This window comes from Actinomyces lilanjuaniae (assembly GCF_003606385.1).
Taxonomy (GTDB): domain Bacteria; phylum Actinomycetota; class Actinomycetes; order Actinomycetales; family Actinomycetaceae; genus Actinomyces; species Actinomyces lilanjuaniae.
In genome coordinates, this window is sequence record NZ_CP032514.1 from 2,986,907 (window position 1) to 3,013,902 (window position 26,996).

Consider the following 26,996-nt stretch of genomic DNA (forward strand, 5'->3'; position numbering starts at 1 on the left):
CTCAGAGGCCGTCAGACAGCTCCCCGCCCTGGCGGTCACGTGCTGCCAGGATGTCGGCCCGCGTCTGCGCCATGTGCTCACGCATCAGCTCAGCGGCCCGGGCGCCGTCGCCGACAGCGACCGCCTCCTGGATAGCACGGTGCTGCTCAGCCACACGCGTCCGCACGCCCTGAGCCTCTGCGGCTCTGAACCTGGCACCGAGCAGGGCGTCACGGTAGGGGTGCACCGCAGCGGGGACGAACTGGTTGCCGGCAGCGCTGAGAACGGCGTCGTGAAAGGCGTTGTCCAGCCCGACCACCGCCTGGACGTCGTCGGTTCTCGCGGCCACCTCGTACTCCTCCACGCACCGCGACATCTCCGCCAGATGACTGTCCGCGCGGTGAGCAGCAGCCAGCCGGACGGCACCGACCTCCAGCATCTCCTGAACCCCCAGGACGTCGAGCTCCACCTCCAGCACACGCCCCTCGTGCGCGGCCACGTACATGAGGTAGCGCAGCTCGCGCCACCGGAACCGCGGCAGGAGAAACGTGCCCCTCCCGTGCACCACATTGAGGACCCCGCCCATAGAGAGGTTCCTCACCGCCTCACGCATTGTTGGCCGCGAGACCCGAAGGAACCGGGCCAGCTCGGCCTCGGCGGGAAGCGGCTCGTCCTCCACGAAGATTCCGTTGGCGACCGCGTCGAGAACCTTCTCAACGGCCCCTGCCACCATGTCATTGGCCACGCAGACTCCTCACGCACAGGCTCCCAGGATGTGGCAGCGTAGCTGGACGACCGCGCACGAAGGGGCCTGACCGACATCCAGTACTATCGCTCGCAGCCTACCCTCCACCCTGAGCAGTACGCTCTTCAGCGCGCTGCGGAGCCGCCCAGCGGCTCCGCCCGCTGCTGCCGCGACCCGGTCTCGGCCTCTGCCGCCACCGCCCTGGGCCCCCCGCCCAGGGCGCGCACCAACCACCAGTAGGCAGCCGCAACCACCCACACGAGCACGACCAGCGCTGCCTGCACCGGTACCGACCAGCCGGTACCGGGAAGCACCAGGACCGCAGCTCCTGCCGCCACGCACTCAGCAGTGTTGAACAGGACGTCGTAGATGCTGAAGGCACGACCCCGGTAGAAGTCGGCCGTGTCGCTCTGGACTATCGTGTCCACAGCAATCTTGGCTCCCTGCACACCTGTACCGAACACGAGGAGACCTCCGGTCATCCAGTACTGGTCGTAGGTCGCTACAAGTACCAGCTGGCCCGCACTGCCCCCACCAGGCAGGCCACCACCCATGCTGACGGCGAGACCCGTTCATGGGCAAGAGGAGTCAGGACCACGGCCACCCCGTGACCCGCCACCATCGCCCCATGAGGACACCGAACAACGCCAGGCCCCGGTCGGCGTCCTGGGGGGCAGCTAGCAGGTTGCGCGCCACCAGGATGACGGTGACGACCTCCATGCCGTAGACAAACCGGTGCAGCGCCATCGTGGTCAGCGCCAGACCCGGGGTGCCGCGACGCACCAGGTAGACCACAGCGTCGACCAGGTCAGCCGCAGCAGCCACGAGCCCGGCGCCCAGACCGGTACCCCCGTTGCCCTCCCGGCCGTCAGGCCCCAGCTGGTCAGGCCGCAACCGGGTCACCACCAGGGCAGCGCCGCAGTAGAGAAGGACCGCCGTCACCAGGCTGGCCGTCTCCTGCGGGCTGCCCTCGGGGAGTAGGAGCCGCAGCAGCACCCCGATGACGGCACCCAGCGCGGTGGCCGCCCCACCCAGGGTGGGTACGACGGAGTTGGCCACCAGGAGACGCTGGCGAGCCACGACCTGAGGCAGCCCGGCACTGAGCACGCTGAGCAGGAACCTGCTCGTACCCAGGGCCACAAGTACGAGCACGTAGAGGAGCGGCCCCCTACCAAGAACCCGCAGGACGACAGCGGTAGCAGCGATCAGGCCTGCCCGGGCCAGGTTGCCGTACAGGAGGGTCTGGCGCCGCCGCCACCGGTCGATGAGGGGACCAGTCAAGGGACCCACGACGCTGAAGGGCAGGAGCATGACCACCAAGGCGGTGGCGACCCCGCTGGCTGTGGCCATGCTGTGGGCCTGGAAGAAGAAGAGGGTGGCCAGCCCCACCTGGACCATCCCGTCCCCGGTCTGGGACAGCAGCCGGACTACCAGCAGGGTCCGGAATGCCCGGACGGAGGCAAGGCCCTTGAGGTCGGTCGTCAGCTGCATGGGCGCTATGGTTCCCGGCTCAGGGACTCAGGTCCAGCAGGCCACGGCACACCCTCTGCACGGCGGAGCAGATGACGGGACAATAAAGGTATGAGCGATAGAACCACGACTGACACCACGCTCTCCGCCGAGCACGTATCCTCCACCCCGATCGCCGTCCCTGTTGCGGGGAGCGGACCCCTGGTCCGGGCGCCGTGCGGTCCGGTGCGCGGCCGGTGGCGTACCGTCGTCCCGCCCGGCACCCTGGCTGACGCTCCTGCTACCACACCTGTCTGCCGCGCCCCCGACCTCACCAGACAGCTGACTGGCTACGGACGCTCCGCCGCGTTCTACAACATCCCCTACGCCGAGGCACCGGTAGGTCGGCTTCGCTTCATGGCGCCCGTCCCGCGCGCCCGCTGGCAGGAGGAGCGCGCGGCCCTCCTTCCCGGGCCGACGCCGCAACGGGGCTCGGTCTTTGAGGACCCCGCCATTCCAGAGCCCTCCGGCCCCGGCGAGGACATGCTCAACCTCAACGTCTTCACCCCGGTGCCCGGGCAGGCAAAAGCCGGGCTGCCGGTCTACGTGTGGATCCACGGCGGCGGCTGGTCCTCCGGGTGCCAGGCCAGCCCCTGGTACGACGGCGCCGCCTTCAACCGCGACGGCGTGGTGACTGTCGTCCCGTCCTACCGGCTCGGCTTTGACGGCTACGGCTGGGTGGACGGGTCCGACGCCCCGCTCAACCGCGGTGTACTCGACCAGGTCCTTGCCCTGGAGTGGGTACGCGACAACATCGCCGCCTTTGGTGGCGACCCCACCAACGTCACCGTCGGAGGGCAGAGTGCTGGCGGGGGCAACGTGCTCACCCTGATGACAGCACCCCGGGCTGAGGGCCTGTTCTGCCGCGGCATCATCGAGTCGGCGGCTGTCACTGACATCCCTGCCGACCGGGCTCGGGACACGGCCCGGCAGATGGCTGAGCTTGCCGGGGTCACCCCCACCCTGGAGGGGTGGCACACCCTGGACTACGACCAGCTCTTCGCCACCACCATGGACTTTGAGGCCCATCGCACCGAGCTGGCCGCGACGCACGCGCCGCCGCTGGCCCACAGGGTCCGAGCCGCCCTGGTGCCCGGCGAGGACACCACCATCACCTACGGCCCCACTGTGGACGGTGACGTCCTGTCTCTGGGCGTGCACGAGGCGGTCGCCCGGGGCCACAGTGCCGGGGTCCCGCTCCTGGCCATCAGCACGACGCACGAGTTCCTCACCGCGACGTCGGAGCTGGCTGATGAGATGGAGGGGCGCAGTGCCGCAGAGGTGCTGACCGAAGCGGGGGTGGACGCCGGGCTGGCGCGCGACTACGTGGCCGGGCACCCCGAGCACACGGACAGGCAGCACCTGCTTCTCGGCAACGTCTTGTCTGACGCCATGTTCCACCTGCCGCTGGTGGCCTGGGCCGAGGCCCGCCGCTGTCACCGCAGCACCCATGACAGCAACGCAGGTACGTGGATCAGCCGCTTCGCCTGGGAGTCGCCCGCCACCGGCTGGTCCACCCACTGCTTCGAGGTGCCCTTCGCCTTCGACTGCCTGGCCCACCCCTACTGCGACCACACCCTGCAGGGCAGACCGCCGCAGTCACTGGCTGACGCTGTGCACGGCGACTGGGTACGGTTCATCACCACCGGGGACCCGGGGTGGACCGCCTGGGACGAGCGCGGCCTGGGGCGCGCCTACGGCGACCCACGCGGCCCCCGTCCTGACGGCACCGCCGACGGCGAGGTGTACAGGCTCCAGCGTCGGCTGCTGGCCGCAGGCAGGAGCCTGAGGCGCCAGGACACGACCCAGGGGCGCAGCCCGCAGGACTGAGGTCGCGGCTGCCCGGCTAAGGCCTGGCCAATACCCGGGCGTGTGCCCTGCATAGCACGTGGTATCGCGGTACCACGCTCAGATGCAGCGTGCCGACAGCACCCCGTCGATCGCGCGCACCTCGGCAAGGACCTCGGGGAGGCGCTCACCCTCGATATCAACCAGGGTCACCGCCAGGTCGTCGCGGGACTTGTTGAGCAGGTTGGCGATGTTCTGCCCGTGCTGAGCCACGATCGTGGAGACCTGTCCCACCATGTTAGGGACGTTTCGGTTGACGATGACCAGGCGGTGGGTACCCTCCGCGCGGGCCATGACAGCCTCAGGGAAGTTGACGGCGTTGTGGACCTGACCGTCCTCCAGGAAGCCGCGTAGGGACTCCGCCGCCATGATGGCGCAGTTGCGCTCCGCCTCCTTGGTGGAGGCGCCCAGGTGCGGCAGGGAGATGCACTTGGGATGCTTGTGGACGGCCGTGGAGGGGAAGTCACACACGTATCCGCCCAGCTGGTCCTCGTCCAGGGCAGTGACGACAGCGTCGGTGTCGACGATCTCCGCCCGGGCGAAGTTGAGCAGCACGGCAGTGTCCTTCATGAGAGCCAGACGCTGGGTGCTCACCAGGCCCCGGGTGGCGGGAATGAGGGGGACGTGCACCGTGAGGATGTCGGCGCGCCGGAACACCTCCTCGATCGAGTCAGCCCGCTCCACCTCCGCGCTCAGGTGCCAGGCGTGCTCCACCGAGATCCCCGGGTCGAAACCGACGACACTCAGCCCCAGCCCTAGTGCCGCGTTGGCGACCTGGACCCCGATCGCCCCCAGGCCGATGATGCCCAGGGTGCGTCCGGGCAGCTCAAAGCCCACGAACTGCTTCTTTCCCGCCTCGACCGCCTTGGCGATCTGCGCGTCGTCGCCCGACAGCTCGTGGGCGAAGCGGGCGGCGGGGATGAGGTGACGCGAGGCGATGAACAGCCCTGCCAGCACCAGCTCCTTGACGGCATTGGCGTTGGCTCCGGGAGTGTTGAACACCGGCACGCCCCGCTCGGTCAGCGCCGCCACCGGAATATTGTTGGTTCCGGCCCCGGCGCGGGCCACCGCCATGACGGAGTCCCCGATGGGGGTGTCGTGAAGGGAGGCCGAGCGCACCAGCAGGGCGTGGGGCTCCTCCACACCACCACCGACCTCGTAGAGCTCGTCGGGGAAGCGCGACAGGCCAGCCCCGGAGATGCCGTTGAGTGTCTGGATACGGTAGGTCTTGTCAGTCATCTGTGCAGTCTCTTCCCTGTGTCTGGCAGGCCTGACCCCAGGTCTGGCCCTGGCCCTGGGCTCAAGCCCTGGTCGCCTCGAAGTCGGTCATGTAGTCCACCAGCGCCTGGACGCCCTCAATGGGCATGGCATTGTAGATGGAGGCCCGCATCCCTCCCACGGAGCGGTGGCCCTTGAGATTGGTCAGGCCCGCAGCCTGGGCGCCGAGGAGGAAGTCGGCGTCCAGAGCCGGGTCAGCCAGAGTGAAGGGAACGTTCATCCAGGACCGGGAGCGCTCCTGGACAGGGTTGGTATAGAAGTCTGAGGCGTCGACGGCACCGTAGAGCAGCTCGGCCTTGGCACGGTTGCGCTCGCCCATGGCTTCCAGGCCACCGTTATCCTCCAGCCAGTGAGCGATGAGCCCCAGGAGGTAGACGGCAAAGGTGGGCGGGGTGTTGAGCATGGAGTCGGCGGCGGACATCCTGGTGTAGTCCAGGACAACGGGGGTCGTGGTGCGAGCGCGCCCCAGGAGGTCCTCACGAACGATGACCACGCACAGCCCGGAGGGGCCCATGTTCTTCTGCGCCCCGGCGTAGATGAGCCCGTAGCGGCTGACGTCCAGGGGACGGGACAGGATGGTGGAGGAGGCGTCGGCCACCAGGGCGACGTCGCCCGCGTCAGGGACGTAGCCGAACTCGACGCCGCCAATGGTCTCGTTGGGGGTGTAGTGCAGGTAGCGGGCGTCCTGGGGGACGGAGAAGGAGCCCTCCTCCGGGGTGGTGGTGTAGGAGGAGGCGGCCTCGTCCGCGACGACGACGACGTCCAGGTCGTAGGCGCGGGCCTGCTCGACAGCCTTGGCTGACCACTGGCCGGTGTTGAGGTAGGCAACCGTGTCACCGGGTGCGGTGAGGTTAAGGGGGATACCCGCGAACTGGGCTGTGGCCCCACCCTGGAGGAAGAGGACCCGGTAGTCCTCGGGCACGCCCATGACACGGCGCAGGGTGGCCTCCGCGTCAGCAGCGCATGCCACGAAGTCCTTGCCACGGTGGGAGACCTCCAGGACGGACATCCCCGACCCGGACCAGTCGGTCAGCTCGGAGGCGGCACGCTCCAGCACGGGCAGAGGCAGCTGGGCGGGACCGGCGGAGAAGTTGTAGACGCGCACGGGCACATTGTGTCCACTTGGGCCAGGGGCGGCAATCTCGTGCACCCGTGGCGTGGTGCAGGAAGCCTCCAGTGTGAGGTAGTGCTCCACCGGGCGGCCCGGGAGCCGTCAGCCCTACCCGGGGCACAGGGGCTCGTGGCAGACGGTCGAGGCCGCTCACCACCCCAGGGGCAGTCGCGCCCGGGGTGCAACGGCTTGTGCCTACCGGGACCTGCTACCGGTCCTGCCCGCTCCGGGCAGGTAGCCTGCGAGCACGGGGACAGCGGCAGCCCACTAGGACCGCGGTCGGTCTCGCGTATCGGCCTACCGTCCCCCGGACCGGCCCTGGACCCTGCAGCCTGGGGCACCGACCCAGCACCTCCCAGCAAGGCGGCGAGAATGACCCACCTCCCGATCGACGGCGTACCTGCGCAGGTACCTGCCGAGGACCCCGGCGACGCGCCGGGTAGCCTCGGCTCGCGCCGTGTCGGGGCCGTCTGGGACCGGGTCGCGGCCGGGTGGGGCGGCCGTAGGGGAAGGCGACGAGCCGTCGTCAGCATCGTGGGCATCGTGATCGTGGCTGTCCTCCTGGCTGCGGGCCTACGTGCCTGTCTGCCTCTGGGGGCGTGGGAGGAGCTGCCCCGGACCGTCGCTCCCGTATCCAACCCGCTCAAGGGCATGCTCCCCTATGCTCCTGAGGACCCGCAGGCCGACCCCGACCTCTCCGACTCCGCCCTGCCCCACACGATGGAGTGGCTCTACCTGCCCCTCAGCGACGTGGTCACAGGACCTGACGCCTACGACTGGACAGTCCTGGAGTCCCACCTGGAGGCGATCGCTGCTCGTGGGCACCACACGGTCCTGCGCTTCTACATGGACTTTCCCGGTCGTCCCAGCGGCGTCCCCCCCTACCTGGTGGAGGACGGCCTGGTCACCACCCGCTCCTACAGCTTCTACCACAACGGGGTACAGGGCTCAGCCGCCTCGGTGAGCCCGGACTACAACGACCCGGACACGATGACGATGCTCACCGGCTTCGTCTCCGCCTTCGGGGAACGCTACGACGGTGACCCCCGCCTAGGCTTCGTCACCCAGGGCCTGGTGGGCTTCTGGGGGGAGGGGCACACCTGGCCCATGGACGGCACTGTCTCCTCGGACAATCCCCGGGGCGAGGACTGGATGGCCAGCGAGGCCAACCAGAAGGCACTGGTGGAGGCCTGGGACGAGGCCTTTGACACCACCCCGACCCAGATGCGCTACCCCACGTCGTGGTCAGCCTCCCACGACGTGGGCTACCACGACGACTCCTTTGGCTACGCCACCCTGGATACGACAGACTGGCACTTCATGGCGCTCATGCGCACGGCCGGGGCCACGCAGGCCTGGCAGACCAGTCCGATCGGCGGGGAGGTGTACCCGGGCATCCAGGACTGTGTGCTGACCGACCCTGACGACTGCGGCTCCGCCCAGGACGTGGCGGCCGGGCGCGACATCGACCTGACCGCCTCCATCCAGGCCACTCACGCTACCTGGCTGCTCGACGACTGGGTCTTCACCGGGGACATGGGGGAGCAGGAGCGCAGGCTCGCCGCCGAGTCGAGCGCGTCCACCGGCTACGAGCTGGCGGCGACGCGGTGGCGTGCGCGCGGCAGCGAGGTGGAGGTGGAGATCGTCAACGACGGAGTGGCTCCCTTCTACTACAGCTGGCAGGTGGAGGTCGTCGTCCTGGACTCCGGAGGCACCGTGGTGGAACGCACAGCTCTAAACGGCGACCTACGCCAGGTTCTGCCCGGCACGGCGGTCACCTTCTCCGGCACGCTGGACGTGCCCGAGGAGCAGGCAACGGTGCTGCTGCGGGTCGTCAACCCGCTGGAGGGCGGTGCGCCGCTGCGGCTGGCTAACGCGGGCCAGGACCAGGACCTGGAGGGTTACCTAACCCTGGGCCGCCTGGGGCCAACGGGCTCAGGCTCCCGAGGGGGTAGGGGTTCTCCCGAGGGGCGGGCCAGGTCGTTCTGACTCTGTGTCCCAGCATGTCCCGGCAAGTCACGGCATGCCGTCCATCTCACGCTCCCGGACGGCCGGTGGGCCGCGGTCGGGTCAGGCTGGGCGGTCTGCAGGCGACAGCGGGGGCGTCCTGCCTGGTCAGGGGGTCGATCAGGTTGACACCAGCACCCGGGGGAGCCGCCCCTCAGGCTGGTGGTCATCGGGCCGGGCGCCTCCTGACCATGGACGACGGCACCGTCACCTGCCCCCTGTCAGCCCTGGGATCCCAGGAGACCGGCCCTGTCACAGCGGGTAGGGGGATGCCGAGCCCTCGACGGCCTCGGTGAGGTCAACCTCCCGGCCACCCACGCGGAAGCGGTAGCGGCCCAGGAGCTCGACCTCCTCCTCCCGGGTGACCCACGTCCGCAGCGCCTTCTTCTCCGCCTCCTCCAGCCAGGCCGTCCGGTCTGAGACGCACCGGAAGCGGCAGGCGGCAGCCAGCTCGCGCAGCCAGAGCATCTGGGTGTCGTCCAGGAGGTTGCGACGGTGCCGGAAGAAGGCCACGTCCGGGTCAACCCCGATGACCTCTCCCAGCCATAGCCGACTCGCACTGGCTCGCAGCGCGTTGCGGGCCGTGGCGTCACTGGGGTCGTCGGTAGCGTAGTTGTCCCACATGGGGGCCACGTCCGGTCCAACCCTCACCGCGTCGAGGACACCGACGGAGGGCATGAGCAGGGCACCCGAGCCGAGCAGGAACACGTCCTCCCCCGCCGCCTGACGAACTAAGCGCAGGCCCTCACGGTAGGCCTGCTCACGGTCGGTGTCTTGTGCCCGGACCCCGGGGACCGCCGCGGCATTGAGGAAGTCGAGCTTGAGGTAGGAGAACCCCCACTCGTGGACCACCCGGTCGATGACCTCGTATACCAGGTCCTGGGCACGCGGGTGGGTCATGTCCAGGGCGTGGTAGTGGGAGCCCCAGTTGGACCCGGCCACAGCCAGCGAGCCGTCGGCAGCGCGAACAAAGGCCTCAGGATGCTCCCGCACTGCCCGGGACCCGGGCAGGGCGATGAAGGGAGCCACCCACAGGCCGGGGGTCATATCCGCCTCCCAGACGGCGTCGGCGACCGCCTTCATGCCAGAGGGGAAGCGTGGCCCCGCGTGCCAGTCCCCGACCCCAGCCTGCCAGCCGTCGTCGATCTGCAGGGTGGAGAACCCGCACCGGGCCACTTCAGGGATCTCCGCCGCGACGGCCTCCTCGGAGACCCCCTCGTAGTAGGAGTACCAGGAGCACCACACGCTCTGCGGCCTGATCTCACGGCGCCCCTGGTACGCCCCTAGCTGCCGGGCGTAGGCGGTCATGACCTGGGTGGCGGATCCGACCAGGATGACCCAGCGTCCGGGCCGCCCGGTCTCGGTGAAGGCCTCCAGGGCGGCCTCGTCCACGCGTACCCGGGGGGTCTCGCCCTCCAGGCAGCCCACGAGAACGGCACTGGGCCGGTCCGGTACCACCTCCCCGGCAGGCTTCTCTCCGACGGGTCCGGCGTCCTCGACCACGGCCACCCAGGAGGAGTGGTGACGGGTGGGGTCGTCCCAGAGGTCGTCGTCAGCGGTGCGGCGGCGAACCGGGTTGGCTACCCGCAGGGGCGGATCCGCCAGCCGTTGCCACCCCGAGGGGGACCACGACGTCTGGCCGGTGCGGTAGACCTCACCGCCACGCATGTCGTGGAGAAGACTCAGGTGTGCCGCGCGCACGTAGGCCTTCCCGTCCCTGCGGGTGACGTCGCCGTCGGTGGCCAGGGCGATGCTCCGGCCGCCTAGGTCAATCTGGTGGATCACGGGTCCTCTCCTGCCTGCTGGTGTCTTCGTAGTCCTTCCTTATGGACCCTCTGCTGTCCGCCTACACCGCAACCTACCGGGTCCCACGGCCAGGCGACAGGCTCCCGGGGCATCCTGTGGACAGCCTGATCGTCGTCGGGAGCCTCGGATGGTGAGAACCGACCCGCACGCAGCGACACCCCGCAGCACCGTGACACGCACCGCTACTGTCTGGGTCCAGTCCCCGCCCTGAACGTCCCCGAATCAGCCCCGCCTCTGGCCGCCCTCGAAGTAGGCGGCCACGCGCTCCTCCACCCGGGGGACGTCGCGGGGCACCGACCCCGAGCGCAGGGACTCGGTGGCCAGGGCGCCCGTGGCCACGGCGTCGCGAGCGCCCACGGGGGAGGTCTGCGTGGACCCGCCGTCACGCACGAAGCGCAGGAACTCATCCATGGTGCGCTGGTCGGCGCTGTCGTGCCCGGTCCCCTCCTCCGTGATGGGGTACTCGGCGCTGCCGTGCTCGCTGTAGCCCGAGCGTCGTGTCCACACCCGGACCACGCCCCCCGCGCCGTCGCCGAAGTTCTCCGCCCGGCCCCGCGTCCCGATCACCGTGTAGCTGCGCCAGTAGTCGGGGGTGAAGTGGCACTGCTGGTAGCTGGCCATGACCCCGTTGCGCAGGGTCATGAGGACCATAGACAGGTCCTCGACGTCGATCACCGGGTTGAGCCCGGTCAGCGCATCGGGCGGCCAGTGGTCGTGGCTGAACCAGTCGCCCATGACGGTGCCGGGGCTGGCCCCGTGGGGGCGCCGTTCCCCGGCGCCGTAGACCATGAGGTCACCCATCCCCACCACCCTGCGGGTCGTGGACCCGGCGATCCAGTGGATGACGTCGATGTCGTGGGCGGCCTTCTGCAGGAGCAGCCCGGTGGTCCTGGCCCGCTCAGCGTGCCAGTCCCGGAAGTAGTAGTCACCTCCGTTGCCCACAAAGTGTCGGCACCACACCGCCTTGGGCTCACCGATCTCGCCGCGGTCCACCACGTCCTTGAGCAGCCTGACCACGGCCATGTGCCGCATGTTGTGGCCCACGTACAGCCTGGTCCCGCTGCGCCGCGCCACCTCCAGCACCCGGTCCGCCCCCTTGAGGCTGACCGCCAGCGGCTTCTCCAGGTAGACGGGCACACCGGCGCGCAGGAAGGCGCAGGCCACCTCCTCATGGGTGTCGTCCGGAGTGGTCACGACCACGGCGTCCAGCCCGGAGCGCCCCGCCTCGGCCAGCTCACGGTAGTCGGAGACCACCTCGACCCCTGCGGGCAGGAACCGCCGGGCACGCTGGTGCCGGTCGTTCGCGGGATCTGCTGCTGCCACCAGTCGGGCAGGCACAGGGGAGGACTCGGCCAGGGCAGCCAGAGGACTGCGCGCGCCGACCCCCACCACGCCGACCCTCAGCTCTGTCACGGTCGCCTCCTCACCAGCGCTTGCTCCCCGTCCCATCCTGGCACAGACCCGGGCACGTCTGCGTCCGCACCCTCACGCCAGGACAGGTCTGCTGTAGCCTTCATCCCGAAGGTTCTTCCGTCTCTTCTATCCCGAGACTGACCTGGACAACGCCGTCACCTGCACCTGTAGTTAACCCCTTGTCGAACACCACGGTTAAGCCTATGACTGCACTGCTCGAGCTGGAGGATCTCGTCGTCTCCCGAGGGAGAAGGTTCCGCCTCGCCCCACTGACCATCCGCTTCGACACCCCTGGTGTCGTGGGTCTCTTTGGTCACAACGGGGCCGGGAAGACGACCCTGCTCAAAGCCCTGGCCGGGCTGCTGCCCCTCCGGTCGGGCTCGGTGAAAACCCCGGGCGCGGCACTGCCGACCCTCCTGCCAGACTCCCCGTTCCTCTACACCTTCTTGAGGGTCGGCTCGGTCCCTGACGTCCTGGGGGACTACTTCGAGGACTTTGACCGCGACCGCGCCCGGTCCATCATCAACAGCCTCTCACTGGACACCTCCAAGAAGGTGGGCGACCTGTCGAAGGGCATGGAGGAGCAGCTCAACCTCGGCATGACGCTGGCCAGGAGGTCGTCGGTCTACCTCCTTGACGAGCCCCTGGCAGCAGTGGACCCCGTGACACGCGACCGGATGCTGGAGCTCATAGGGCAGCACAGGCCCGCCGACGCCCTCATCATCGTCAGCACACACCTCATCGCTGGCCTGGAGCCTCTTTTCGACGAGTGCGTCGTGCTCCACGACGGCAGGATGCTGCTGCGCACGCAGGCCTCGCAGGCATCGTCCGGGCAGAGCCTGGAGGCACGGATCAAGGAGGCGATGCTGCGTGCGTGACATCCGTACCGAGGCGCGCAAGCACCTGGGCTTCTTCTCGGTGTGCGCCGTCGTGCTCGCCGCCACCCTCCTCCTCAGGGAACTCCTGGAGTCCTACAGATCTGTGACCGAGGTGGTCTGGGTCTTTGCCGTCATCCTCGTGTCGGCAGCCACCACTTTTTACGTGGGGGCGCACGTCTTCATCTTTCTGGTGCTCAAAGGAGACATCCTCCTCCAGCTCTCCACCCACTCGCCCCTGAGAAAGCTCCTGGTCAAGACGCTCCCGCTCGCTACCGGCTTCTGCGCCACCGGTCTCATCACCCTGCTGGCCTACGCCACGACGTGGCCGGAGCAGGGCAGAGCAGGGGCGGTAGCCTACGCAGTCTGCGCCAAGCTCGCCTCGTGCGCAGCCCTGGTGTCCCTGGCATGGCTCCTGGGGCTCGCCGCCGCAGGCCTCAGGGGGTTCTACCTGCGGCTCCTGGTCTACGCCGGCGGACTCGTCGTGCTGGTCGGCCTGCAGGCCGCCGCGGTGTGGAGCACGGCCGGGCTGGAGGGCACCGGGTGGGCGGTAGGCGCGTCCACCTCCTACACGGGGTACCCGGTGTACTACGGGCCTCTAGGCGTCTGCCTGGGAACACCGTTCACCACCGACTCGACAGGACCCTACGTGCTCAGCCTGGTCCTCAACATCCTCTGGATGGGGGTCTGCCTGCTGGCCGTCGGGCTGAGCTCCCGTCTGCGCCGCCGGGGCGCCGTGCGCCTGCACGCCTCCTAGCGCAGGCCGCGCCCGCGCATCCCGTCCAGCCCCGCCCCTTACTCCTGGTCCTGCCGGGCAGCCCACCAGGAGCGCAGCGCCTGACGAGCCAGCTCCTCACCCAGGGGACCTTTCTCCATGCGTAGGTCCAGCAGGAAGCGGTAGGCCTGGCCCACAACCGGTCCGGGGGCGACCCCCAGCTCGGCCATAATCTGGCTGCCGTCCAGGTCGGGACGGATCGCGGCCAGCTCCTCGGCCTTGCGCAGCTGGTCGATACGTGCCTCCAGGTCGTCGTAGGCGTGGTCCAGCATGGCGGCCTTGCGCCGGTTGCGGGTGGTGACGTCGGCACGCGTGAGCCGGTGGAGGCGCTCCAGCAGGGGACCGGCGTCGGTGACGTAGCGGCGCACCGCCGAGTCCGACCACCCGGCGTCGGCGTAGCCGTGGAAGCGCAGGTGCAGCTCGACCAGTCGCGCCACGTCTTTGACAGTCTGCTTGTCAAAGCGCAGGGCGCGCAGGCGCTTGGCGGCCAGGCGCGCCCCCACGTGGTCGTGCCCGTGGAAGGTCACCGTCCCGCCCGGCAGAAAGCGGCGGGTGGCGGGTTTGCCGATGTCGTGGAGGAGCGCGGCCAGGCGCAGCACCAGGTCGGGTCCGGGCACAGGCCCCTGCGGGCCGGTCTCCAGGTCGATGGCCTGGTCCAGGACCGTCAGGGTGTGCTCGTAGACGTCCTTGTGGCGGCGGTGCTCGTCCACGGTCTCGCGCAGGGCCGACACCTCCGGCAGGACGACGTCGGCCACCCCGGTGTGCACCAGAAGCTCCAGGCCGCGCCGGGGCCAGGGGCTGGTCAGCAGCCTTTCCAGCTCGGCACGCACGCGCTCGGCAGAGACGATGCTCAGCCGCGACGCCATCTGGGACATAGCGCTTACCACGTCGGGCTCAACATCCAGACCCAGCTGGGCGGCAAAGCGCGCGGCCCGCATGATGCGCAGGGGATCGTCGTCAAAGGACTGGACAGGGGAGACCGGGGTGCGCAGGACCCCTGCCCTCAGGTCCGCCAGCCCGTGGTGGGGGTCGACAAGCTCCAGGTCGGGCAGGCGCAGGGCCATGGCGTTGACGGTGAAGTCCCGGCGGGTGAGGTCCCCCTCCAGGGTGTCGCCGTAGGAGACGGTCGGCTTGCGCGAGCCAACCTCGTAGTCCTCGGTGCGGTAGGTCGTCACCTCCACGACCACTTCTCCCTTGCGGGCACCGATCGTGCCAAAGTCGCGTCCGACGTCCCAGCAGGCGTCCCCCCAGGCACGCAGCAGTACCTCCGTCTGCTCCGGGCGGGCCGAGGTGGTCAGGTCCAGGTCGTGGGGAGTGGTTCCCATGAAGGCGTCACGTACCGGCCCGCCCACCAGGGCGATCTCGTGGCCTGCCCGGGCAAAGGTGTGGGCCAGAGCAGCCAGGGGCACCGGTAGGGCAAAGAGCGCGCAGCGTGCTGTCGGGGTCAGGCCGCAGGCATCTGGCTCCTCGGAGAGCGGGGCGTGGGAGGGGGGACGGGTCTGCGCAGTCATCAGGCCAAGCCTGCCACGTCGGGAGCCGTCGGCGGCGGCGTCCCTGTCAGCACCCGGTCGGCTCTGGCCGTGACAGTCCTCATCGACCCACGCGGAGGTCTCGTCCACATCCATTGACACCGCTGTTGGACCTAGAGTATCCCTATGTCCTCCCGTCGCACCCGCACGCCCCGCGCCGCCTCGGCGGCTCGCCGGGCGGGTGCGCGCAGCCTCCCCGTCGTCGACGAGACAAGCGCCGGCGGCCTGGTTGTTGACGTCCAGGCTGGTCAGGCCTTCACCGCGGTCATCGCGCGCCGTAACCGTGGTGGGCGGCTGGAGTGGTGCCTGCCCAAGGGGCACCTGGAAGGAACAGAGACACCGGAGGAGGCCGCCGTGCGAGAGATCGCCGAGGAGACCGGTATCACCGGCCAGGTGCTGCGCCACCTGGCGACGATCGACTACTGGTTCGCTGGCGACGCGCACCGCGTCCACAAGGTGGTACACCACTTCCTCCTGGAAGCTGTCGACGGGTTCCTCACCACCGCCAACGACCCCGACCACGAGGCGGAGGACGTCGAGTGGGTGGCCCTGGACGACGTGGCCCGCCGCCTGGCTTACCCCAACGAGCGTCGTATCGTGGCGGCCGCCCGGAAGATCCTTGTGGGTGACGCATGAGGGGCCGGAAGGCACCTCACCGGCGCGGCCGCCGCCCCCAGAAGGTGGAACCGCGCCTGCCGGCAGCGCTGGTGACCGCGCTGACAGCGCTGAGTCTGCTGACCCTGGTGCTGGCCCCGGCCAGTGCCCTGTCGGCAGCGGCCCCGACCTCCCCGGCACCTGTCTCTGCTGCCTCCGTTGCGCTGCCCAGCGAGGTCGAGCTGGTGTCCGGCCAGGTGACACTGAGCATCGACGCCCTGGCGCCGGAGGTGATCCACGACGGAGAGGACCTCCTGGTCACCGGCACCATCGCCAACGGTACCGACGAGACGCTGTCAGGCAGCTCCCTGGTGGTCCAGATCCAGGAGGGCACGGAGGTCACCTTCGAGACGCTGTCCCTGTGGCTGGCCAACGAGCGAGACACTTCTCTGTCGTCACCGTCTACCACACGGCTGCCACAGCTCCAGCCCGGGCAGACCTCCTCCTTCTCCGTGACGGTCAACTCTGAGAACCTGCCGCTGTCCGCTCGCGACCAGTGGGGTCCTCGTGGCGTCCAAGTCGCCCTTACCGACGGCGGGGCCACTGTCGCTGAGGACCGCAGCATCATCGTGTGGGACAGCTCCTCGAGTGTGGACGCGGCCCGTGTCACCACCGTCATCCCTGTCACAGCCTCTGCCGAGGAACTGATGGTCCTGACCCTCCCGGCCTCTGCGGCCGACGACTCCTCGGCCGCAGAGGTGACCGTGACTGAGGTCCAGCAGCGGGTCCAGGCCCTGCTGGAGCTGGCGGGTGACGGCGTGGTCCTGGCAGTGGACCCGGCACTCCTGGAGGCTCTCGGTGTTGACGCCGGGTCCTTCCAGGGGGACCTGGCCAGCTCGACCCCACCCGACACCACAGGCACGGCCACCGCACCCAGCACCCCCCACACGGGGCAGCCCTCCGGACCCTCTCCCGCAGCCGCCTCCCCGTCTGCAGCACCCACTGCAGATCCGTCTGCCACCCCCTCAGGCTCCTCCTCGGCCCCAACTGCCCCGGCATCGCTGACTGCGGCCCTGACCCGTGCCATCGCTAACGGCGACGTCGCGACCCTGCCTTGGGACGACGCCGATACGGCAGCCCTGTCCCACCTGGGGGAGACCAACCTCCTGACCACCTCCGTCCAGAGGTCCCAGTCCTCAGCCGTGGCTGGTGCCGGGGCGGACCCCACGCTGGCCTGGCCCGTCTCGTCCCAGCTGGACGCCCAGACCCTGGAGGCCTTGCCTGACTCCGTGACGACGATCGTCGCTCCCGTTGGCTCCGTCCCCGTGACCCAGGATCTCACCTACACGCCCTCCGGAACGACGACGATCGGAAGTCGCACGATACTGGTACCCGACGAGCCCGCCTCGCTCACCCTGGCTGGGCAGCTGCCCGAGCCTCTCGACGACCAAGAGCTCAGCGACCTGGACACGCGCCAGCTGCTGCGTGCACGGACCGCGATCTTCACCCGCCAGGCACCATCTGTGGGTCGCGACCTGGTCATCACCTTGGACCGGGCCTCGGCCGCAGCGGTAGAACCGGAGGTGCTCGCGCAGCGGCTGGCAGCCCTGCGGGACACGTCCTGGGTCACTGCCCAGGACCTGGAGACCCTGAGGTCGCGGACGGTCGAAAAGGGAGGGACTGGGGAAACGGGGAGTGCCAGGAGCTCCGCGAGCCCGGACCCGTCAGGATCAGGTAGCAGGGACAGCGGGGACGTGGCCCGCACGGACCCGCCGGAGCAAGTCAGTGACAGCGACGAGATCACCTCTGGGATCCTGTCGGAGGCCTACCGGTCGGGAGGCCGCCTGGACTCGATCGCCTCGGTGCTCTCCGACCCCCGGGCAGCTCTGGGGCGAGCCAGTGACCTGGCGAGCATCGTCTCCTCAGCGTCCTGGCGCTCCAACCCCCAGGCCCGCCGCGCGTACCTGGACTCTGCCGTTGCCGCAGGGGACTCGGTTGTCGACGCGCTGAGCGCTGCTCCCTCCTCCACCATCAACATCATCAGCTCGGAGGCTGACCTGCCGGTGAGGATCGTCTCGACCCTGAGCCAGGAGGCGACTCTCCAGGTACGTCTGGTCTCAGACAGCCAGCGTCTCCAGATGCCTGACAGTGTCACTGTCACGGTCCCTGCACGCAGCCAGGTCACGACGACAGTCCCGGTCACGGCAGTAGGCTCCGGTGACGTTGACCTGACGATCGAGGTCCTTGCGGATGACGGTACGGCTGTGGGAACCCCGACCACCGTGCACATGCAGGTGCGAGCGGCGTGGGAGTCTGTCGGCACCTGGGTGGTCGGTGGCGTCCTGGCCCTTGTCCTGGTCTCCGGCGTGACGCGTACGGTACGTAGAGGACGCCGCACCGTCACGCCGACCATACCGGCACCAGCCCAGGAGAAGGCATGACCCCGCCCCGGCACGCCCGGCCCAGACGCTCCTTCCTTTCCCCGAACCCGCACCGGTCCCAGGCCTCACTGGCCCGTTCCTCAGCGATCATGGCCTCGGGAACGTTGGTCTCCCGTGTACTGGGGCTGGTGCGCAACGCCCTCATCGTCATCGCTCTGGGGGCTACCGGCTCAGGGGCGGCAGACGCCTTCAACACCGCCAACAACCTGCCGACAAACCTGTACAACATGATGATCGGTGGCGTCCTCAACGCCATCCTGGTACCTCAGATCGTCCGGGCACTGCGCAAGCGCAACGGCGAGGAGCTGGTCAACCGGCTCCTGACCGCCGCGGCCACCCTCATGCTCGTTGTCACGGTGGTGATCACCGCTGCGGCTCCCCTGGTGTTCTACGTCAACGCCTCCTCCCTCGCCTCGGGCCGGTGGCAGCCGGTCTCCTATGCCTTCGCCTTCTGGTTCATGCCGCAGATCTTCTTCTACGGCCTCTACGCCCTGTGGGGCCAGGTCCTCAACGCCCGGTCCAGCTTCGGCCCCTATATGTGGTCGCCGGTGCTCAACAACATCATCTCCATCATCTCCATCATTGCCTACATCCGGGTCTACGGGGCCTATACCGACGGGCAGGGGCCGGAGGTGTGGGACGCGGGCCGCATCACCTTGATCGGAGCAACCACCACCCTGGGCATCGCCGCCCAGGCCCTGATCCTCTACATACCCCTAGTGCGTTCCGGCTTCCAACCACGCATCGTCTTTGGCATACGAGGCCTGGGACTAGGGCAGAGCTCCAGGGTCGCCCTGTGGGCGCTGCTCGGCGTCGCCATCATCTCCCTGAGCACCTGGGCCACCACCAACCTGGGCTCAGCCGCGGTCACGGCCTCTGAGCTCCCTGAGTACGCCGACGTTGTGGTGCCGTCAACGACGATGTGGTCCAACGCCTACCTGGTCTACATCCTTCCCCAGTCCCTGGTGGTGACCTCCATCATTACCGCCTTGTTCACCCGTATGAGCGAGAAGGCCTCCTCAGGCGACCGGGAGGGCGTGCGCGACGACCTGTCACTGGGCCTGCGCTCTGCCGGGGTGTTCACGGTGCTGGCTACCGCAGGCATCTGCGTCCTGGCAGTGCCTGCACTCCAGGTCTTCACCCCGTCGATCTCTCTGAGGGTGGCCCAGGCTACCGCACCGGTCCTTGTCCTCCTGGCCCTGGGGATCGTCCCGCAGGGGATCTGGTTCACCACCCAGCGAGTCATGCTGGCCTACGAGGACACTAAACGGCTTCTTATCGCCGACGCTGTGGTGGGCCTGCTCCCCGTGGTCCTGTGCGCCCTGGCCTACCTCCTGGCACCGGCCAACCACTGGATGGCCTGGGCGGCCTTTGCCAACACCCTCAGCCAGGTTGCCGCATGCGTCGTCGTCGTCCCGCTGATGCGGCGCCACCTGCCGAGCCTGGACGGGCGCAGGGTCGCCACCACCCACCTGCGCCTGTGCCTGGCCGCAGCACCTGCGGTACTCATCGGCATGGTCCTGGTAGCGCTGATGGGAGAGGTAGACGGAGCCTCGTCCCTGAACCGTCTCCTGGCCGCCTCGACCCAGGTCGTCGTCGTGGCCTCGGTCATGTCCTTCACCTACCTCGTCATGGGACGGATAGTCAACGTCGAGGAGATTGTCGTTGCCTTCCGCCCGCTGTCACGGGTCCTGGTCAAAATTGGCCAGCGCCTGCCGGGTCCGGCAGGTCGATCGGTGCTGCGCCTGGCAGAGTGGATGACACCGACGACGGCTCCTGCTAGTGGCGCCCCCACAAGCAGGACCATTCCTTCAGCGCCGCCTCCACCACGGGCGGCCCCGGCACCTCCACCTCCGGCTGCTTCTACTGCACCCCCCACCACACCACAGCCTGCCCCGGCACCACCACCCCCGCCTGTGCCTACCACCGCCCCTCAGGGGGCGTCGGCGCACGGACAGCCGCAGGCTTCCTACCCTCCCAGCGTTCTTCCTCACGCCCCTTCCTCGGCCGACCGCGCTGGGCGGTCACCTGTACGACGCCCGGTGGTACCTGCTGTACCGCCGACAGTACCCCCATCGGTCCCGCCGGTCCCTCGTACCTCTCCGGCAGCTACGACTATGCCTCCGCCCGAGGCCGTCACACGCGCGACGCCCCTTACCTCCCCTCCACCACCAGCCCACCCTGCTGGCGCTGCGGTCACCCCCCGGGGCGCCGCTCCCGCGCCACCTCCGGACAGCTCCCCCCTGTCCGCCAACCTGCCTGTCAGCATAGAGCCGTCCACCGTCGTGCTCCCGTCAGGTCACACCACCGAGCAGGCACAGAGCCCACGGACCGCTACGATGGGTCCATCAGTATCTGACGGACAGTCACCCCGAGGAAGGAGACGCATGTCTGAGGCGACGCCGATTGGCAGTGGCCGCTACGGACTCCTGGGGACCCTGTCCACCACGCTGCCCCGAATCGTTCGACACCGCGGTGTTGACACCATCCTCGACCGCGAGGTGACCATCCTCGTGCTCACGGACGCCTCGGTCCACCGCGACAGTGTCATGGACGCGGCAAGCCGCGCCGTACTGGTGGACGACGAGCGCCTTCAGCGGGTATACGATGTTGAGCGCTCCGAGCCCTCCATCATCATCACTGAGCCCCTGGCGGGCCGCACCCTCAGTTCCCTGGTGGCCCGCGGCATCACCTCGGCGCAGGTCAGAGCCATCATTGGTGAGACAGCCCAGGCGCTTGACGCCGGGGCCCGTAAAGGTCTGCACCACCTCAACCTGTCCCCTGAGTCCATTCGGGTGCTCCCCGGGGGAGAGGTCAAGATCAGCGGGCTGGGGATCGAGGCCGCCGCTCTGGACCTGGAGAGCAAGGTCGCCAAGAACGACCCTCTTGCCGCCGACCGTGCTGACGCCCGTGCCCTCGTGGAGATCCTCTACTACGGGCTGACCGGCCGTTGGCCCGGGAAACGTCCCGGGATCCCCTCCGCACCTCGTCTGGGTGGCGCGCCCGTCGTCCCGTCCACGCTGGTAGCTGGTATCGACCCGGTCCTGGACGACCTGTGCGTGCGTACATGGAACGGGCAGCCTCCCATCTCAGCCGCCGAGGTCGCGCGGGCGCTGGGAAGCTGGGAGCCTGTCAGCGGCTACGTGGTCGACCCCGCTCGGGACTACCCGGCCGTGATGAGAACCAGCACCCAGCAGAACGGACCAGGCTCCACATCACGTACAGCAGGTACCGGGGTTGCTAGTGCTGCCCGCGGAGTACTAGATCGTCTGCGTCGCTCTAGCAGCACGGATAGCGGTGCTTCGGCTACCGCCTCAGCGACTGCCGCTCACGCCTCGCAGACTGCCGTAACGGACTCCTTTGCTCAGCAAGGTCCCGCTTACGACGCGATGGACGAGGACACCGTGGTCGCTGGCGACCTGCGTGCCGAGGAGGAGGCGACTCCTCGGGCAGGAATCGGCTACGTCCAGGTCACCGGCCCGGTCAACCCGATGCCGAGCGTGCTGACCAACGCCTCGGAGACAGCTCCAGGCGCCGCTCCTGTCCCCTCTGAGCCCTTCACAGGCAGCTTTGAGGTCAACTTCGACGACCTTGAGGACGAGGAAGAGGATGAGGTTGACGAGGAACTAGCCCAGTCTGTCAACCGTACCACGACCAGCATCATCCTCACCCTGGTTGTCGTAGCTCTTGTCGGCGTTGTCATTGCCGTGCTGATTCTGCAACAGCTGGCGGGAATCCGCTTTACCGACCCCGACGGACCAGCCGCCGACACGGTTCCCTCCGCGACATCGGCGCAGTCGGCCCAGGACGACGGCGATGAGGCGGATGAGCAGTCCGGGGACGAGGAGGACAGTGAGGACAGCGCGCCTATCACCGTCAGCGGCGCACAGAGCCTGGACCCCTTCGGCGACGGGAACGAGCACCCAGAGCTGGCTGACCTCCTGGTGGACGGGGACACCTCCCAGGAGTGGTTCTCCCGGTACTACAACGACCCCGGTATGGATGGCAAGGGCGGGGTGGGAGTTGTCGTGACTCTGGAGGAGTCTGCCGAGGTCTCTGGTATCGACATCCACGGAACCGGGGAGGGCGGATCGATCCAGGTTCGTGCCACGAGTCCCGAGGACCCTACAGGGGGCGAGCTGCTGGCTGAAGGTCCCTTCACCTCGCAAGTCACCTCATTCGACTTCGAGTCCACGGAGACGGCATCAGTTGTCGTATGGATCACGGAACTTCCCAGAGCCGCTGACGGCTCCAATAAGGCCACTATCACCGAGATCACCCTCCGATAGGTCCTTGCTTGGGAACAATCGCTTTTCATCCTCAGTTTGCTCTAGTGACACTGGTCCTTGTCAGCCAGCGTGCACCGTGTGCTACTCCCACACCAGGAGGATCATGATTCACGACGTCATCATCGTCGGCTCCGGCCCTGCGGGCTACACCGCCGCTATCTATGCTGCTCGCGCCCAGTTGGCACCCGTCGTGCTGGCAGGATCGGTGACAGCCGGGGGAGCACTGATGAACACAACGGAGGTGGAGAACTACCCTGGATTTGTCCAAGGTGTAATGGGTCCCACCCTGATGACCCAGATGCAAGAGCAGGCAGAACGCTTCGGAGCAGAGATCCGCTACGAGGACGTCACCGCCTTGGAGCTGGAAGGCCTGACCAAGCGTGTCGTCACGGATGAGGGCACCTACGAAGCCCGTACAGTGATAATCTCTACCGGCTCAGAGTACAGGCACCTGGGGCTAGAGGCTGAGGACCGCCTTTCCGGCCACGGGGTGTCCTACTGTGCGACATGCGACGGGTTCTTCTTCAAGGACCAGGATATCGTCGTGGTCGGCGGGGGTGACTCCGCGATGGAGGAAGCCACGTTCCTGACTCGGTTCGCCAGGTCAGTGACCGTTGTGCACCGCCGTGACGAGCTGAGGGCCTCCGCAGTTATGGCACAGCGTGCCCACGACGACCCCAAGATCACCTTCGCCTGGAACTCCACTGTGGCTGAGTTGCACGGTCAGGACTCCCTGACCAGCGTGACGCTTGAGGACACGGTGACCGGGAAGCGGCGTCAGCTCGAGGCAACCGGGTTGTTCGTGGCAATTGGTCAGATTCCCCGTAGTGAGTTGGTAAAAGACGTGCTGGACCTGGACGAGGCAGGATACATCCAAGTCGAGGCTCCGTCGCAGCGCACTCGCTTACCAGGCGTCTTCGCCTGTGGCGACGTCGCTGACCCGGTCTACCAGCAGGCTGTCACGGCAGCCGGGTCGGGCTGCCGCGCGGCCCTAGACGCAGAACACTACTTGGCCACGCTGTGAGGTGGAGCTGCGACTGGGCGTAGTGGCCCGAAGCAGGCCCGCTCTACGGTAGACAAGGAGGCACGATACCCGTCATCAACTCCACTGCGTATAAGTGCGCAGCTCGGACGCCAACGCAACCTATATCTGCGCGTCGCGTCGGAAAGACACACCACCCCTACTAGCGATACCGACGTACCAGGCTACGACTCATCCTAGGAGAACACCATGTCTGCTGCTCTTGACGTCACCGATGCCACCTTTAACGAGGAGGTTCTCGGCTCTGACAAGCCCGTTGTCATCGACTTCTGGGCCGACTGGTGCGGCCCTTGCCGCCAGATGGCACCGATTGTCGACGAAGTAGCGACCGAGCTGGGAGAGCGGGTGAAGTTCGTCAAGATCAACGTCGACGACAGCCCAGCCACCGCGCGGTCCTTTGGGATACGGTCTATTCCGACCTTTGCGGTCGTCCGTGACGGTGAGACATTCCATCAGTTCGCCGGCTCACGCCCCAAGGCCTCGTTCAAGGCCGAGGTGGAGAAGGTCTTGGATTGAAGATCTGGAGTCCGAAGTAGGGGGTGTGCCAGCCCAGCCGGTGCTGGGTTGGCACACCGCGCCTCATGTGACTGCCTGTTCCTGACCCAACGGCACGTGCCCAGTCGCGGACACGTACACACCGAAAACCACCGATGGTCCCCTAGAATGACAGTCATCACAACCACCCGGGCATGATAGAAGACAGTACATGCACTATATCTCTACCCGAGGCGGGATGCGTCCAGCCCGTTTTACCGAGGTCCTGTTGTCCGGCTTGGCGCCAGACGGGGGACTGGTAGTCCCCCTTGCACTACCATCACTCAGCGCAGACTGCCTTGAGGCATGGAGATGCCTGGACTACGCAGCCCTGGCTTCCAAGGTGATCGGTCTGTTCGCCACCGACGTCCCTGAGGCCGATCTTCAGACTATGACTGCCGTCGCCTACGGGCCGCAGCGGTTCCCAGCACCTGTGGTACCGGTGCGCGATCACAGCGCAGTTGTTGCAGGGCTGCACCTCGTGGGCTTGTCTGAGGGCCCCACCATGGCCTTTAAGGACCTGGCGATGCAGTTCCTGGGCCAAGCGGTGCCCTATGTCCTGGACAAGCAGGGACAGGTGCTCAATATTCTAGGAGCAACATCCGGAGACACTGGATCGGCTGCTGAGCACGCCTTCCGGGGGCAGGACGCAGTGAACGTCTTCATGCTTTCACCGGCAGGCCGGATGAGTCCCGTCCAGCGGGCGCAGATGTACTCTCTGCACGATCCAAATATTCACAACATCGCCGTTGAGGGCGTGTTCGACGACTGCCAGGACCTGGTCAAGACCCTCAGCAACGACATCGCCTTCAAGGAACGTTACTCGCTGGGAGCCGTCAACTCCATCAACATCGGACGAATCGTGGCCCAGGCGGTCTACTACGTGTGGGCGTGGTTGCGTGTCACAGACCGGGTGGAAGAGCGGCGACGTTCTGACTTCCAGGTCGACGTATGTGTTCCCTCGGGCAATTTCGGCAACGTCTATGCAGGTCATATAGTGCGCAGCATGGGACTGCCGATCCGTAGACTCATCGTGGCAACCAACGAGAACAACGTTCTGGAAGAATTTTTTTCTACTGGAATCTACACGCCGCGAAGCGCAGAGGCTACCCTCGCCACGTCTAGTCCTTCCATGGATATCTCCAAGGCTTCTAACCTGGAGCGGTTCCTTTGGTCTCTTCTGGGACCGGAGCGGTTCTCGCGCGCCTGGAGGGAACTGGAGGACTGCGGCTCACTGGATCTGTCGGACCAGGTAGAGCGCATACGCGAAGAGTTCGGTTTCATTGCCATGTCCTCCTCCCACGCCAAACGCCTAGAGACAATTCGCTTTATGAGTAGCCACGGTGTCACCGTCGACCCGCATACCGCCGACGGTATCACCACGGCCCTGAACCTTATGGAGCCCAGTTTCCCGACACTGGTATTGGAGACTGCAAGACCGGAAAAGTTTCTCGGCACCGTTGGGGAGGCCCTTGGGTTCCCCCAACCGATCCCAAATACCGTCAGCAAACTCCTGGCGCTTCCTCAGCGAAAGACAACAATTACCGCCGACGAGCAAGAACTGAGAACCATTATCGCTACGAACGCGGTCACAGCCAACTCATCGACCTTCCAGTAGCCACTCTGGTAGAAGGATCCTGGCTCTGCAAGTGTGTTGGGGTAGAGAGGCGAGGGCTACTTTTATCTGGCAGAATTGGAGCGGTAACATATGGCCTCGAACTGAGAGCGGTCTCGAACCCCACAGCTCAGCTGCGACGATCGTTCTTCACAGATCAGCCGGTGACCAGTTGGCTGCCAGCCGACTAGCCGGAGTGACCTGAGTCTGGTCAAGAAACCTTCCTGCCATCTATCCTTGTCAGACTTGGCACTGACCGTAGCACCAGAGGTCGTCATGGAAGGAGTTCCTCGTGGAAGAGATGAGCCAGGTCAAGGGAAACCGACTTGACCCATGGCTAGACAGCTATGCCACACGTGCCCACGGCCTGAGGGCGTCTGAGACACGTTCCCTGTTTGCAGTCGCCTCGCGTCCTGAGGTGGTCTCGTTAGCGGGCGGAATGCCCAATCTCAAAGATCTACCTCTTGACCGCATCGCCGACGCAACTGCCGAAATGATCCGCAAGGACGGAGGTAAGGCACTGCAGTACGGAAACGGGCAGGGGTTGCCGCGGCTTCGTGAGCACGTCACCGAAGTTATGGCTCTGGAGGGTATCGACGCAGGAGCCGACGACGTCATCATCACCACGGGCTCGCAGCAAGCCGTCGATATAGTTACCGAACTGTTTATTGACCCGGGCGACGTAATCCTTGCCGAGGCGCCAACATATGTTGGTTCTCTATCGATCTTCTCCACCTACCAGGCTGATGTACAGCATGTGGCCATTGATGCCCACGGCGTCATCCCCGAAGCCTTGGAGGAGGCGATCCTCAGGACCAAACGAGAAGGTCGAACTATTAAATTTTTTTACTGTTTGCCCAACTTTCATAACCCTGCTGGCGTCACTCTCAGCGAAGAACGTCGCCCGCTTGTCATTGATATATGCCGTCGACACCATATTCTTATCGTTGAAGACAACCCCTACGGACTGCTTGGCTTTGAAGGTCAGACTTACACAGCACTCAAGACGCTCGCCCCGGATGACGTAATCTATCTTGGGTCCTTCTCGAAGATCTTTGCGCCTGGGTACCGTGTGGGCTGGGCTGTCGCTCCTCCAGCGGTAAAGGAAAAGATGAAGCTCGCTTCCGAGGCCGCTATTCTTTGTCCGTCCTCTGTTGGCCAGTACTCTATCTCGATGTACCTGGAGCAGTTCGATTGGAAGAAGCAGATCGGGGAGTTCCGTACCATGTACAGGGAACGGCGAGATACCATGGTGGGAGCCCTAGAGGAGTACTTACCGGTGTGCCGCTGGAACGTCCCGGACGGCGGCTTCTATGTGTGGGTTGGACTCCCTGAAGGTATTGACGCTAGAGAAATGCTTCCCCGTGCAGTGACAAATCTCGTTGCCTATGTCTCTGGCACAGCCTTCTACGCAGGAGGAAAAGCCGGCCAAGACCACCTTCGGCTTTCCTTCTGCTACCCAGAGCCGGTTGATATTAGGGAGGGAGTCCGGAGACTGTCCCAAGTTATTAGTCGCGATCTGGAGAACTACAGATTGTTTGGCCCTACTTCGTACCGTGACTCACTAGGTATAACTGCCCCAGGCCCAGATCAGGTTTAAGGAGAA

19 protein-coding genes are annotated in these 26,996 nt (G+C 66.9%); 11 read left to right on the forward strand and 8 right to left on the reverse strand.

What is annotated here, in order from left to right:
* Position 1: 1 nt before the first annotated feature.
* The 3 genes from D5R93_RS12830 to D5R93_RS12835 form a co-directional block, all read right to left on the reverse strand.
* A complete protein-coding gene (locus tag D5R93_RS12830; protein WP_120205612.1) occupies positions 2 to 724 on the reverse strand; it encodes a FadR/GntR family transcriptional regulator in 723 nt (240 codons plus the stop codon).
* Between the two features lie 125 nt (positions 725 to 849).
* Positions 850 to 1,278 (reverse strand): hypothetical protein, encoded by a 429-nt coding sequence (locus D5R93_RS14400; protein ID WP_243106824.1) that lies wholly within the window; start codon positions 1,276 to 1,278, stop codon positions 850 to 852.
* Between the two features lie 34 nt (positions 1,279 to 1,312).
* Positions 1,313 to 2,215, reverse strand: coding sequence for an MFS transporter (locus D5R93_RS12835; RefSeq protein ID WP_243106825.1), 903 nt, complete (start codon positions 2,213 to 2,215; stop codon positions 1,313 to 1,315).
* A gap of 90 nt (positions 2,216 to 2,305) precedes the next feature.
* Between D5R93_RS12835 and D5R93_RS12840 the strand changes: the two genes are divergently transcribed.
* Positions 2,306 to 4,063, forward strand: coding sequence for a carboxylesterase/lipase family protein (locus tag D5R93_RS12840; RefSeq protein ID WP_120205615.1), 1,758 nt, complete (start codon positions 2,306 to 2,308; stop codon positions 4,061 to 4,063).
* Positions 4,064 to 4,141: 78 nt separating this feature from the next.
* On the opposite strand, the gene D5R93_RS12845 is transcribed toward D5R93_RS12840, so the two are convergent.
* Together D5R93_RS12845 and serC are read right to left on the reverse strand one after the other, a co-directional pair.
* The gene (locus tag D5R93_RS12845; RefSeq protein ID WP_119835387.1) at positions 4,142 to 5,320 is read right to left on the reverse strand and encodes a phosphoglycerate dehydrogenase; all 1,179 of its coding nucleotides are present in this window, start codon (positions 5,318 to 5,320) and stop codon (positions 4,142 to 4,144) included.
* A gap of 61 nt (positions 5,321 to 5,381) precedes the next feature.
* A complete protein-coding gene (gene serC, locus D5R93_RS12850) occupies positions 5,382 to 6,464 on the reverse strand; it encodes a 3-phosphoserine/phosphohydroxythreonine transaminase (RefSeq protein ID WP_119835386.1) in 1,083 nt (360 codons plus the stop codon).
* Between the two features lie 378 nt (positions 6,465 to 6,842).
* On the opposite strand from serC, the gene D5R93_RS12855 reads away from it, so the two are divergent.
* The gene (locus D5R93_RS12855; protein ID WP_120205618.1) at positions 6,843 to 8,459 is read left to right on the forward strand and encodes a DUF4832 domain-containing protein; all 1,617 of its coding nucleotides are present in this window, start codon (positions 6,843 to 6,845) and stop codon (positions 8,457 to 8,459) included.
* Positions 8,460 to 8,729: 270 nt separating this feature from the next.
* On the opposite strand, the gene D5R93_RS12860 is transcribed toward D5R93_RS12855, so the two are convergent.
* Both D5R93_RS12860 and D5R93_RS12865 read right to left on the reverse strand, forming a co-directional pair.
* Positions 8,730 to 10,262 carry a glycoside hydrolase family 36 protein gene (locus D5R93_RS12860; RefSeq protein WP_120205620.1) on the reverse strand — a complete coding sequence of 511 codons (1,533 nt, stop codon included), beginning with the start codon at positions 10,260 to 10,262 and terminating at the stop codon, positions 8,730 to 8,732.
* A gap of 243 nt (positions 10,263 to 10,505) precedes the next feature.
* Positions 10,506 to 11,732: a Gfo/Idh/MocA family protein gene (locus tag D5R93_RS12865; RefSeq protein WP_120205622.1), complete on the reverse strand. Its 1,227-nt coding sequence runs from the start codon at positions 11,730 to 11,732 to the stop codon at positions 10,506 to 10,508.
* A gap of 167 nt (positions 11,733 to 11,899) precedes the next feature.
* Here D5R93_RS12865 and D5R93_RS12870 point away from each other — a divergent pair, with 167 nt between their 5' ends.
* Together D5R93_RS12870 and D5R93_RS12875 are read left to right on the forward strand one after the other, a co-directional pair.
* Positions 11,900 to 12,574 carry an ATP-binding cassette domain-containing protein gene (locus tag D5R93_RS12870; protein WP_120205625.1) on the forward strand — a complete coding sequence of 225 codons (675 nt, stop codon included), beginning with the start codon at positions 11,900 to 11,902 and terminating at the stop codon, positions 12,572 to 12,574.
* Complete coding sequence (locus tag D5R93_RS12875) at positions 12,567 to 13,328, forward strand: hypothetical protein (RefSeq protein WP_119835381.1); 762 nt, start codon at positions 12,567 to 12,569, stop codon at positions 13,326 to 13,328. Before D5R93_RS12870 ends, D5R93_RS12875 begins: the two co-directional genes overlap by 8 nt.
* Before the next feature lie 38 nt (positions 13,329 to 13,366).
* Here the strand turns inward: D5R93_RS12875 and D5R93_RS12880 are convergent, their stop codons facing one another.
* Positions 13,367 to 14,857 (reverse strand): CCA tRNA nucleotidyltransferase, encoded by a 1,491-nt coding sequence (locus D5R93_RS12880; protein ID WP_119835600.1) that lies wholly within the window; start codon positions 14,855 to 14,857, stop codon positions 13,367 to 13,369.
* 144 nt (positions 14,858 to 15,001) lie between these two features.
* On the opposite strand from D5R93_RS12880, the gene D5R93_RS12885 reads away from it, so the two are divergent.
* The 7 genes from D5R93_RS12885 to D5R93_RS12915 all read left to right on the forward strand — a co-directional run bounded on the left by D5R93_RS12885 (position 15,002) and on the right by D5R93_RS12915 (position 26,990).
* Positions 15,002 to 15,511: an NUDIX hydrolase gene (locus D5R93_RS12885; protein WP_119835380.1), complete on the forward strand. Its 510-nt coding sequence runs from the start codon at positions 15,002 to 15,004 to the stop codon at positions 15,509 to 15,511.
* 44 nt (positions 15,512 to 15,555) lie between these two features.
* Entirely contained in the window at positions 15,556 to 17,910 is a 2,355-nt protein-coding gene (locus D5R93_RS12890; protein ID WP_162933982.1) for a DUF6049 family protein, read from the forward strand.
* A complete protein-coding gene (locus tag D5R93_RS12895) occupies positions 17,907 to 22,199 on the forward strand; it encodes a murein biosynthesis integral membrane protein MurJ (RefSeq protein WP_120205629.1) in 4,293 nt (1,430 codons plus the stop codon). The genes D5R93_RS12890 and D5R93_RS12895 overlap by 4 nt, the downstream gene beginning before the upstream one ends.
* Before the next feature lie 103 nt (positions 22,200 to 22,302).
* Positions 22,303 to 23,223 carry a thioredoxin-disulfide reductase gene (trxB, locus tag D5R93_RS12900; protein ID WP_120205632.1) on the forward strand — a complete coding sequence of 307 codons (921 nt, stop codon included), beginning with the start codon at positions 22,303 to 22,305 and terminating at the stop codon, positions 23,221 to 23,223.
* 207 nt (positions 23,224 to 23,430) lie between these two features.
* Positions 23,431 to 23,757, forward strand: a complete 327-nt coding sequence (gene trxA / locus D5R93_RS12905; protein WP_119835376.1) for a thioredoxin — start codon at positions 23,431 to 23,433, stop codon at positions 23,755 to 23,757.
* 190 nt (positions 23,758 to 23,947) lie between these two features.
* A complete protein-coding gene (thrC, locus tag D5R93_RS12910) occupies positions 23,948 to 25,393 on the forward strand; it encodes a threonine synthase (RefSeq protein ID WP_119835375.1) in 1,446 nt (481 codons plus the stop codon).
* 298 nt (positions 25,394 to 25,691) lie between these two features.
* Positions 25,692 to 26,990, forward strand: a complete 1,299-nt coding sequence (locus tag D5R93_RS12915; protein ID WP_205570145.1) for an aminotransferase-like domain-containing protein — start codon at positions 25,692 to 25,694, stop codon at positions 26,988 to 26,990.
* The last annotated feature ends 6 nt before the right edge of the window (positions 26,991 to 26,996 follow it).